Below are 10,847 nucleotides of genomic sequence, written 5' to 3' on the forward strand. Positions count from 1 at the left end.
CGGCCGTATTTTGCCCGCCCGACAGGAGAGAACGTGGGTACGAGTGGCAATGACAGCAGAACGGTGCCGATTACGGCGCCAGCGCGCGCGGTGGCGCGCCCGTGCGGAATTCCCAGGTCGCGTCGCTGCGCTGTCCGACGAGGCTGGCGGAACGCATGAGCATGGTCGCCCCCACACCGACCCTGCCCGATTCCGTTGTGCTCGATGCCGGCCATGCGGTGCTGCCGCCCGAGGCGCCGTTGCCGATGCCGGTGCAATCGCTGCGCCAGGGCAAACTGCGCAACACGCGCCTGCCCACCACCCCGCCCGGCATGTTCTGGCGGCGGCTGTACGTGTTCGGCAGTACCGCGCTGATGACCGCCTACGCCAGCGTGCTGATCGGCAAGGTGCTGCTGATCGGCGGGGTCAGCGTGCTCGAAGCCTGCCTGATGGCGCTGTTCATTCCCCTGTTCGCGTGGATCGCGTTTTCGTTCGTCAGTGCGCTGGCCGGATTCGTGACCCTGGTGTTCGGCGGCGGGCGCAAGCTCGGCATCGATCCGGACGCGCCGCTGCCGCTGGTGCGCAGCCGCACCGCCCTGCTGATGCCCACCTACAACGAGGATCCGCACCGGTTGATGGCCGGACTGCAGGCGATCTACGAATCGGTCGAGGCCACCGGCCAGATCGAGCACTTCGACTTCTTCATCCTCAGCGATACCACGCGCGCTGCGGTCGGTGCCGAGGAAGAGCAGGTCTATGCCGAACTGGTCGAACGCACCGGCGGCCAGGGCCGCATCTACTACCGGCGCCGTGCCGACAACGCCGAGCGCAAGGCCGGCAACATCGCCGACTGGGTGCGCCGTTTCGGCGGTGCCTATCCGCAGATGCTGATCCTCGACGCCGACAGCCTGATGACCGGCGAGACCATCGTGCGTCTGGTCGCGGGCATGGAAAACAATCCCGACGTGGGCCTGATCCAGACCCTGCCGGAAGTGGTCAACGGCAACAGCCTGTTCGCGCGCATGCAGCAGTTCGGCGGCCGCGTCTACGGCCCGGTGATCGCCTACGGCGTGGCCTGGTGGCACGGTTCGGAGAGCAACTACTGGGGCCACAACGCGGTGATGCGCACCCAGGCCTTCGCCGAACAGGCCGGCCTGCCGGCATTGCCCGGGCGCAAGCCGTTCGGCGGCCACGTGCTCAGCCACGATTTCGTCGAGGCCGCGCTGATGCGCCGCGGCGGCTGGGCCACGCACATGGTGCCGTACCTGCAGGGCAGCTACGAGGAGGGCCCGCCGACGCTGACCGACCTGCTGGTGCGCGACCGCCGCTGGTGCCAGGGCAACCTGCAGCACTCCAAGGTGGTCTTCGCGCGCGGCCTGCACTGGATCAGCCGCATGCACATGATGATCGGCATCGGCCATTACTTCACCGCGCCGATGTGGGGCCTGCTGATGCTGATCGGCATCGCGATCCCGCTGCAGAGCAATGGCATCGACCTGGTCGCCACGGTGGTGTCGCCGTTCTCGCCGGCGCGCTACTGGCACCAGCAGGACTCGACCCGGGTGTTCTGGGTGTTCGCGGTGACCATGTTCGTGCTGCTGGCGCCGAAGGTGCTGGGCTACTTCGCGATGCTGCTGAAACCCGAGGAGCGGCGCGGCTGCGGCGGTGCGCTGCGCGCGCTGCTGAGCATGCTGCTGGAAACCGTGCTGGCGGCGCTGATGGCGCCGGTGGTGATGTACGTGCAGTCGCGCGGCGTGGCCGAAGTGCTGGCCGGCAAGGATTCGGGCTGGGACGCGCAGCAGCGCGACGACGGCCGCCTGTCGTGGCTGGCGTTGGCGCGCAGCTACGGCGGGCTCAGCGCGTTCGGGCTGCTGATGGGCGGGATGGCCTATGTAGTGTCGCCGTCGCTGGCGGCGTGGATGGCGCCGGTGGTGATCGGCATGGCGCTGGCGATTCCGGTGGTGGCGGTGAGTTCCTCGCGCGCGGCCGGGTTGTGGCTGCGCCAGCTGCGCATCCTGGCCATTCCCGAGGAGCAGAAACCGCCGGCGGTGCTGCTGCGCGCGGGCGAATTGCGCCGCGCCGCCGCCGCGCGCCGCGCTGCCGGCTGACCCGGCGGCGGACGCGGCAGGCATAATGCGCCCCATCTCGATGGGGACCGCACGCATGCTGGAAACAGTGGAACACGAAACCGCCGCTTCGCCGGCGTGGACCGTCCTGTGGCTGCACGGACTCGGCGCCGACGGCCACGACTTCGCGCCGCTGGTGCCGGAGCTGCTGCGGCCGGGCTGGCCGGCGTTGCGCTTCGTGTTTCCGCATGCGCCGGTGCGTGCAGTGACGATCAACAACGGCGTGCGCATGCGCGCCTGGTACGACATCGTCAGTCCCGATTTCTCCAATCGCGCCGACAGCGCCGGCGTCGCCGCATCGGTCGCGCAGGTCGAGGAACTGATCGCGCGCGAACACGCGCGCGGCGTGCCCGCCGAGCGCCTGCTGCTGGCCGGTTTCTCGCAGGGCGGGGCGATCACGCTGGCGACGGGGTTGCGCCGCGAACGGCCGCTGGCCGGGTTGATCGCGCTGTCCACCTACCTGCCGGAGGTGGCCGACGTGGCCCGCTGGCATGCGCCGGCGGCGCTGTCGCAGCCGCTGTTCATGGCCCACGGCCAGGGCGACCCGGTGATCCCGCAGCCCTATGCCGAGCAGACCGCGCAGGCGCTGCAGGCGCTGGGCATGCCGGTGCAATGGCAGCGCTATCCGATGGCACACCAGGTCTGCGCCGAAGAGATCGCCGATCTGCAGGACTGGATGAGCGCGCGCTTCGCCGCCGGCTGAGGCGCGGCGGCGGCGCCGTGGCGCGTGCGCCGGAGCCGAGGCCACAGTCGCTGCGGCGCGGATGACGGCCCGCCGGCAGCGGGGCTACTATGCGGCGAGACCGCGCTCCAGCCCATTGAGGTGACGTACGTGAAGGTGGTGATCGCCGACGACGAACCCCTGGCACGCGAGCGCTTGCGCGCGCTGTTGGCCGAGCATGCCGGCGTCGAGGTGGTGGCCGAGGCCGGCAATGGCCTGGAAACGCTGCGTGCCTGCGCCGAGTTGCGTCCGGATCTGGTGCTGCTGGACATCGCCATGCCCGGCGTCGACGGGTTGGAGACCGCGCGCCACCTGGCCAGCTTCGAGCCGCGCCCGGCGGTGGTGTTCTGCACCGCCTACGATGCGCACGCGCTGTCCGCGTTCGAGGCCGCGGCGATCGACTACCTGATGAAACCGGTGCGCGCCGAGCGACTGGCGGCGGCGCTGGAGCGCGCGCGCACCTTCATGGCCGGTCGCGGCAGCGCCGCGGCGGTGTCGTCGGCGCAGCGCCGCAGCCATCTGTGCGCGCGCCTGCGCGGCAGCCTGCGGCTGATCCCGGTCGACGACATCCACTATCTGCAGGCCGAGGAAAAGTACGTGGTGGTGCATCACGCGCGCGGCGAGGACCTGATCGAGGAGTCGCTGAAGTCGCTGGAAGAGGAGTTCGCCGAGCGCTTCGTGCGCATCCACCGCAACTGCCTGGTCGCGCGCCACGAACTGGTCGAGCTGCGGCGCCTCGGCGAGGGCCAGATGCATGCGGTGCTGCGCCATGCCAAGCAGCCGCTGGAGGTGAGCCGGCGCTGCGTGGCGCAGCTGCGGCAGGAGATCCGGCATCTTTGAGGGGCCGGGATTGGGGATTCGGGATTCGGGATGAGTAGCCGTGCGGCGTTGGGATTTGGGGTGGCCGGGCGTGCGTCTGTGGACGGGCGGCGATCGGCAGCGGCCGTGGGCCTTCGCGCCTGCGGCCCGTGGCGGCGCTTTCCGCGATAATGGGCGGATGAAGATCCTGCGCATCGCTACCCGCAAGAGTCCGCTCGCCCTGTGGCAGAGCGAACATGTCGCCGAACGCCTGCGCCAGGCGCACCCGCAGCTGGACGTGGTGCTGGTGCCGATGAGCACCCGTGGCGACGAAGTGCTGGACCGCTCGCTGGCGGCGATCGGCGGCAAGGGCCTGTTCCTGAAGGAACTGGAGCTGGCGATGCTGCGCGGCGAGGCCGACTGCGCGGTGCATTCGCTGAAGGACGTGCCGATGGAACTGGACCCGCCGTTCGCGCTGCCGGCGATCCTGACCCGCGCCGATCCGGCCGACGCGCTGATCTCCAATCTCTATGCGTCGCTGGAGGCGCTGCCGCTGGGCGCGCGGGTGGGCACCTCGTCGTTGCGCCGGCAGGCGCAGCTGCGCGCGCGGCGCCCGGACCTGCAGTTGCTGGACCTGCGCGGCAACGTCAACACGCGCCTGGCCAAGCTCGACAACGGCGGCTACGACGGCATCGTGCTGGCCTGCGCCGGCTTGCAGCGGCTGGGCCTGGAGGCGCGCATCACCCAGCGCCTGCAGGCGCCGGACTGGCTGCCGGCGCCGGCGCAGGGCGCCATCGCGGTGGAATGCCGCGGCGACGACGCGGCCGCGCTGGGCCTGTTCGCCGCGCTCGACGATGCCGCCACCCGCAGCTGCGTGGAGGCCGAGCGGGCGATGAACCGTGCGCTGCACGGCAGTTGCCACGTGCCGGTGGCCGCTTTCGCGCACTGGCAGGGCGAAGACCTGCTGTTGCAGGGCATGGTCGGCGGCGTCGCCGACGGGCGGCTGGTGCGTGCCGAGGCGCAGCGTCCGGCACACGAGCCCGAGGCACTGGGCCAGGCCGTCGCCGCGGCGCTGCTGGGCGCCGGCGCGCGCGAGCTGCTGGACGCCGCGCTGCCGGCTTGAGAGGCCGAGCCAGGCGCCCTGTCTGCAGGCGGCCAACCCGTAGGGGCGGCTTCAGCCGCGGCCGGGCCTCACCAGGAACATCCTGTCGCGGCTGAAGCCGCTCCTACAGGAAAGCGCCGTCAGCCGACACGCCGGGCTCGACCCCGACGGCTGGCCGACCATGCGCCGGCCCGATCGCCGCCGCACCTGCCGTTGCGACTCCCCAATCCCGAATCCCCAATCCCGGCCTCACTTGAACTTGTAGACCACGTTCATCGTAGCCAGCGTATCGGTCTTCTTTTTGTCGTCGCTGACATCGCTGTTGTGGCGCGCCTGCCAGCCGGCCTTCAGCGCCAGCCGCGAGTTCATGCTGACCGAGATGCCCAGGTCGTTCTGCGCGAAGGTGTTGTAGGAACCCGATTCGACCAGCAGGGTATTGGCCAGCTCGGTGTTGTCGGTCAGGCCGTACTTGAAGTCGACCAGGCCGCGGCCGATCAGCCCGGTCTCGGTGCGGTCCTCTTCCACGTCGTGGGCGCGGCGCACGCCGGGGCCGATCTGCACATCGAGGCTCCTGTGATCGCCGTCCATGATCCGCGTGCCGTAGCCGATGCCGATCGTGGCCAGGCGGTCGTAGGTGGCGAAATCGTCGCGCTCGTAGCGCAGCGAGGCGGTCAGCTGGCGGTGCTCGCCCAACTGCAGCGCGCTGCCGGCGCTGCCTGTGTAGCGGTTGGACGTGGTCTGGCGCACGCGCTCGGTGCTGCCGTCGTCGTTGGTGTTGGTGTATTCGGCGCTGGCGCGCAAGGCGAACAGGTCGATGCTGTGGATCCAGTCGCCATCCAGGTACTGGCCCTTGAGCCGGCCGTTGAAACTTTCGTTGGAGCTGTTGCCGCGCGAGGAGGAGAGTCCCAGTTCGCCGGAGCCGCTCCACGGTGAACTGCCTGGTTCCGCCGGCGGGGCGGGCACATCGGCGGCCAGGGCCGGGGAGGTGCACAGCAGCAACAAGGTGATGGCGGATACTACGGTGGCGCAGCGGGGCATGGCTTTACTCTCCGGTTGAGGACGCAGCCTTCGGCTAACGGAATGGAAACGATTTCATCATACCGGATCTACATGACGCCCCGGCCGCCGGCGGACCCCGGCTTCATCGCCGGTTCGGCCGCCTCGCCGCGGTTGGCGCGCGCGACCGGCCGCAGCGCGTTCTTCCGCCACGGACTTCAGACATAATCGGGGCCATGGACCGCTACGAACGCATCAACGCACTGCACCGGCTGCTCAAGTCCGCCCGCTATCCGGTGACGGTGGCGCGCCTGCAGGACGAACTGAGCTGCTCCCGCGCCACCGTCTATCGCGACCTGGCGTTCCTGCGCGATGCGCTGATGGCCCCGGTCGAGGGCGACGGCGAGGCCGGGTTCCGCTACGAGTCCGGCGAGAGCGACCGCTTCGAACTGCCCGGGCTGTGGCTCAGTTCCGAGGAACTGCACGCCCTGCTGGCCTCGCAGCAGTTGCTGGCGCGGACCGGCGGCGGGGTGCTGTCCTCGGTGCTGGCGCCGCTGCAGCAGCGCATCGAGAGCCTGCTGGCGGCGCAGGCCGGGGCCACCCATTGGCCGGTGGAGCGGGTGCGGGTGATCCCGCACCGCGGGCGCAAGCTCGACGAGGCCAGTTTCCGTACCGTCGCCTCGGCGGTGCTGGAGCGCAAGCGGCTGTCGTTCGACTACCGCGCGCGCTCCACCGACGAATCGACCAAGCGCACGGTGTCGCCGCAGCGCATCACCCACTACCGCGACAACTGGTACCTGGACGCCTGGGACCACGGCCGCGATGCGGTGCGCAGCTTCGCGGTGGACCGCATCAACCATGCGCGGCTGCTCGACCAGGTGGCGCAGGACGTGGCCGACGAGGAACTGGACTCGCAGCTGGCGGCCAGCTACGGGATCTTCTCCGGCGCGCCCAAGGGCTGGGCGACGATCGTGTTCAGTCCCAAGGCCGCGCGCTGGGTCGCCGACGAGCACTGGCATTCCAAGCAGCAGGGGCGCTTTCTGGCCGACGGCCGCTACGAACTGAAGGTGCCGTACAGCGTCTCGCGCGAGTTGCTGATGGACGTGCTGCACTACGGGTCGGATGCGGAAATCGTCGAGCCGCGCTCGCTGCGCGAGCAGGCCAAGTCGCTGCTGTCGCTGGCGCTGAGCAACTACAGCGACGACTGAGGCATTGGTAGCGGGCGGGATGCTGCCGTTGTAGGAGCGGCTTCAGCCGCGACGGGCTTGCCGTTAGCTGATGCCGCCTGTCGCGGCTGAAGCCGCTCCTACACTGGATCCGGCGGTGCGCTGCCGCTGCCCAGGATGGCGCCGATGTTGGTCTCGATCCAGTCCACCAGCGCCTGCACATGCGTCGCCGCGTCTTCGCCCAGCGGGGTCAGCGCGTATTCCACATGCGGCGGGACTACCGGATAGGCGGTGCGCTGCACCAGGCCGTCCGCTTCCAGCGCCTGCAGGGTCTGCGACAGCATCTTCTCGCTGACCCCTTCGAGCTTGCGGCGCAGGTCGCCGAAACGATGCGTGCCCTTGCGCAGCGCCACCAGCACCAGCACGCCCCAGCGGCTGGTCACATGGCTGAGGACGGCGCGGGAAGGACAGTGCTGCGCGAACACCTGGCCGCGCGTGGGATCCGCGGCGGGGACGCGCGGCGCAGTGCAGGGGACGTCGGAAGGAACGCTGGCCAATCGGTGCACCTGTCTGGGGGACGGACCGGCCCGATCATACGGGGGCCGGCTGGCGCTGCGCTGAGCGGCAGGCGATGGGGGTGCAACCTATTCGGGGATCGGCGACACGCCTCAGGGCTTGCTCGGCACTTCGAAACCGAGCTTGCCGACCTGGTCGCGGCGCTGCGCCACGCGCTTGAGCTTGTCCACCTTGATCCCGTAATCGTGGTCCAGCTTGCCGACCAGTTCGCGATACTGCTTGTAGTCCATGTCCGGCGTGCGCGAGAACACCCAGGCCAGGTCGCGGCCGGGATAGTCGATCAACGCCCAGGAATAGTCCGGCGCCACCTCGAGGATGCGGTACTTGGTCGGGACCACGGCGAAGAACCAGGTGGTCCAGCGGCGGTCGCCGGTGCCGTCCTTGACCGTGGCGCGCGAGGTGACTTCCTTGACCGGCTCGTCGAAGCCTTCGCGGTACTGGTAGCGCACGGCGATCTTGCCGTCTTCCTTGAGCGTGTACTCGTCGCTGCTGGCGACATGCCCGCGCTCGGCGAAATAGGGCACGTGCGCGATCACGTACCAGCGGCCCATGAAGCGCTGCAGGTCGATCGGCGGTTGCTGCGAGGGTTCTTGCTCCGGGGATTTCGCCCGTGCCGCCGGCAGGGGGACGGCCATGCCGAGCAGCAGCACGGAGGCGAACAGGGAAAGCAGGCGCATAGGGCAGGGATCCGGGGCTTGAAGAGACACGCTATCCAGTATCGGGCGAAAGTGATGTCAATAGTGGGTCGCAGCCGTTGAGATGGCCGCGCGGCAGGCTGTACGCCTCAGCCCTGCTCCGGAGTCGCCGCCATGCCGATCGCCCGTTCCTCCCGTCCCGCCCCCGCGCCGCACCCCGCGCTGCGCCGCCTGGTGCGGCAGGCGCTGCTCGCCGGCCTGGCCCTGGTGCTGGTGTGGCCGGCGGCGCGCGGCTACAGCGAATGGCTGGGCTGGTGGCCGCTGTGGCTGCTGGGCATGCCGCTGAGCGCGTGGTGGGCGCTGCACCGCTTCCCGCTGCCGCTGCGGCCGTTGCGGCGGGTCCTGGCGCGGATGCGGCCGCGGGTGCAGGCACGGCGCCGGCGTGCGCCGGCCTGGCGGGTCAGCCGCGCAGCCTGACCTTCGGCAGGGGAGGGCGGCGGCCCTGCATGCTACGGTTCCGGGCTGTTCTCCTGGACGTGACCCATGCCCTCTCTTGCCCATGCCTGCCTGCTCGCCGGACTGATCGTCTCCGGCACCGCCGCGGCGAAGGAAACCGCGATGCCCCAAGATCCCTATGCCTGGCTCGAAGACGTCACCGGTGCCAAGCCGCTGGACTGGGTCAAGGCGCAGAACGCCAAGACCGAGGCGCGGCTGACTGCGCAGCCGGGCTTCCAGGCGCGCGAGGCCGGCATCCGCGAGGTGCTGGACTCGGACGCGAAGATCCCGGCGGTGCAGAAGATCGGCCCGTACTACTACAACCTGTGGAAGGACCGCGAGCACGAGCGCGGCCTGTGGCGGCGCACCACCCTGGACGAATACCGCAAGCCCGAGCCGAAGTGGGAGACGGTGCTGGACCTGGATGCGCTGAACAAGGCCGAGGGCGAGAACTGGGTGTGGCATGGCGCCGAGTGCCTGCGCCCGGACTACCGCCGCTGCCTGATCGCGCTGTCGCGCGGCGGCGCCGACGCCGACGTCACCCGCGAGTTCGACCTGGGTTCCAAGCAATGGGTGAAGGACGGCTTCTTCCGCCCCGAGGCCAAGGGCGGCCTGGGCTGGATCGATGCCGATACCGTCTACCTCTACACCGATTTCGGCGCCGGTTCGCTGACCAGCTCCGGCTATCCGCGGGTGGTCAAGCAGTGGAAGCGCGGTACCCCGCTGCAGAGCGCGAGCCTGGTCTACGAAGGCAAGCCGGAAGACATGTACATCGCCGCGATGCACGACGACACGCCCGGCTACGAGCGCGATTTCGTCAGCCGTACGCTGGCCTTCTATAACGACGAGATGTATCTGCGCAATGCCGACGGCAGCCTGCGCAAGATCGACGTGCCCAACTCGGCCAGCAAGCGCGTGCACCGCGAATGGCTGACCCTGCAGTTGCGCGATCCGTGGACCGTGGACGGCACCACCTATCCCGCCGGTGCGCTGCTGGCCGCCAAGTTCGACGACTTCATGGCCGGCAAGCGTGCGTTCCGGGTGTTGTTCACGCCGACCGACAGCACCTCGCTGGAGGGGTTCGCGTGGACCAAGTCGACGCTGGTGCTGAACGTGCTGGACGACGTCAAGAGCCGGCTGTGGGTGCTGACCCCGGGCGACGGCGAGTGGGCGCGCGCGCCGTTCCCGGTCGGCGACCTGGCCTTCGGCAGCATCAGCGTCGATGCGGTCGATGCCGACGAGAACGACCAGGTGTGGCTGACCTCCACCGATTTCCTGACCCCGACCACGCTGATGCTGGCCGACGTGCAGCGCGGCCCGCAGAGCATCGAAACGCTGAAGGCGATGCCGAGCTTCTTCGATGCGTCCAAGGACGCGATCGAGCAGCACTTCGCCGTGTCCAAGGACGGCACCAAGGTGCCGTACTTCCTGGTCCGGCCGAAGCAGCTCAAGCTGGACGGCAGCCATCCGACCCTGCTGTACGCCTACGGCGGCTTCGAGATCTCGATGACCCCGTTCTACTCCGGCGGCCTCGGCCGCGCCTGGCTCGACCAGGGCGGCGTGTACGCGCTGGCCAATATCCGCGGCGGCGGCGAGTACGGCCCGCGCTGGCACCAGGCGGCGCTGAAGCAGAACCGGCACAAGGCCTACGAGGACATGGCCGCGGTGGCGCAGGACCTGGCCGCGCGCAAGATCACCTCGGCCAAGCACCTGGGCGTGCAGGGCGGCAGCAACGGCGGGCTGATGGCCGGCAACATGCTGGTGCAGTACCCGCAGCTGTTCGGCGCGGTGGTGGTGCAGGTGCCGCTGCTGGACATGAAGCGCTACAGCCACCTGCTGGCCGGCGCCTCGTGGATGGCCGAGTACGGCAATCCGGACACCGACGACTGGACCTACATCCAGACCTTCTCGCCGTACCACCTGTTCGACCCGAAGAAGACCTACCCGCCGGTGATCTTCCTGACGTCGACCCGCGACGACCGGGTGCACCCGGGCCACGCGCGCAAGATGGCGGCGAAGATGATCGACGCCGGCAAGGACGTGAGCTACTACGAGAACACCGAAGGCGGCCATGGCGGCGCGGCCAACAATGCGCAGGCCGCGCATATGCAGGCGCTGGCGTACGGGTTCCTGTGGGAGCGGCTGAAGGATTGAAGGCTCCGTAGCGGCTGGTCTTGGCGGATGTCCGTGCCGCCTGGTGCGGGCGTTTGGAGTTCTGGCAAGGCGCGGTAACCCAGGGCCGGAGCAACAGCA

General features: G+C 69.6%; 10 protein-coding genes. 7 read left to right on the forward strand and 3 right to left on the reverse strand.

From position 1 onward, the window contains the following. Positions 1-155: 155 nt before the first annotated feature. The 4 genes from mdoH (at position 156) to hemC (ending at position 4,747) form a co-directional block, all read left to right on the forward strand. The gene (mdoH, locus tag H9658_RS09930; RefSeq protein WP_179567447.1) at positions 156-2,087 is read left to right on the forward strand and encodes a glucans biosynthesis glucosyltransferase MdoH; all 1,932 of its coding nucleotides are present in this window, start codon (positions 156-158) and stop codon (positions 2,085-2,087) included. A 55-nt stretch (positions 2,088-2,142) separates the two neighbouring features. Continuing rightward, complete coding sequence (locus tag H9658_RS09935; protein ID WP_179568052.1) at positions 2,143-2,808, forward strand: alpha/beta hydrolase; 666 nt, start codon at positions 2,143-2,145, stop codon at positions 2,806-2,808. Positions 2,809-2,922: 114 nt separating this feature from the next. Next, entirely contained in the window at positions 2,923-3,666 is a 744-nt protein-coding gene (locus H9658_RS09940; RefSeq protein WP_191825329.1) for a LytR/AlgR family response regulator transcription factor, read from the forward strand. 157 nt (positions 3,667-3,823) lie between these two features. Then, positions 3,824-4,747 carry a hydroxymethylbilane synthase gene (gene hemC, locus H9658_RS09945; protein WP_179567445.1) on the forward strand — a complete coding sequence of 308 codons (924 nt, stop codon included), beginning with the start codon at positions 3,824-3,826 and terminating at the stop codon, positions 4,745-4,747. A gap of 228 nt (positions 4,748-4,975) precedes the next feature. On the opposite strand, the gene H9658_RS09950 is transcribed toward hemC, so the two are convergent. Further along, entirely contained in the window at positions 4,976-5,764 is a 789-nt protein-coding gene (locus H9658_RS09950; RefSeq protein WP_179567443.1) for a DUF481 domain-containing protein, read from the reverse strand. A 194-nt stretch (positions 5,765-5,958) separates the two neighbouring features. On the opposite strand from H9658_RS09950, the gene H9658_RS09955 reads away from it, so the two are divergent. Further along, complete coding sequence (locus H9658_RS09955; protein WP_179567441.1) at positions 5,959-6,930, forward strand: helix-turn-helix transcriptional regulator; 972 nt, start codon at positions 5,959-5,961, stop codon at positions 6,928-6,930. A 98-nt stretch (positions 6,931-7,028) separates the two neighbouring features. Here the strand turns inward: H9658_RS09955 and H9658_RS09960 are convergent, their stop codons facing one another. Continuing rightward, positions 7,029-7,331: a winged helix-turn-helix transcriptional regulator gene (locus H9658_RS09960; protein WP_318241286.1), complete on the reverse strand. Its 303-nt coding sequence runs from the start codon at positions 7,329-7,331 to the stop codon at positions 7,029-7,031. Positions 7,332-7,556: 225 nt separating this feature from the next. Then, positions 7,557-8,141 (reverse strand): lipocalin family protein, encoded by a 585-nt coding sequence (locus H9658_RS09965; protein WP_191825222.1) that lies wholly within the window; start codon positions 8,139-8,141, stop codon positions 7,557-7,559. A gap of 132 nt (positions 8,142-8,273) precedes the next feature. On the opposite strand from H9658_RS09965, the gene H9658_RS09970 reads away from it, so the two are divergent. Together H9658_RS09970 and H9658_RS09975 are read left to right on the forward strand one after the other, a co-directional pair. Beyond that, positions 8,274-8,576, forward strand: coding sequence for a hypothetical protein (locus tag H9658_RS09970; protein ID WP_191825223.1), 303 nt, complete (start codon positions 8,274-8,276; stop codon positions 8,574-8,576). Positions 8,577-8,642: 66 nt separating this feature from the next. Continuing rightward, positions 8,643-10,748, forward strand: coding sequence for a prolyl oligopeptidase family serine peptidase (locus tag H9658_RS09975; protein ID WP_191825224.1), 2,106 nt, complete (start codon positions 8,643-8,645; stop codon positions 10,746-10,748). Positions 10,749-10,847 lie beyond the last annotated feature (99 nt).

The organism is Xanthomonas bonasiae (genome assembly GCF_014836395.1).
Classification (GTDB): Bacteria; Pseudomonadota; Gammaproteobacteria; order Xanthomonadales; family Xanthomonadaceae; genus Xanthomonas_A; species Xanthomonas_A bonasiae.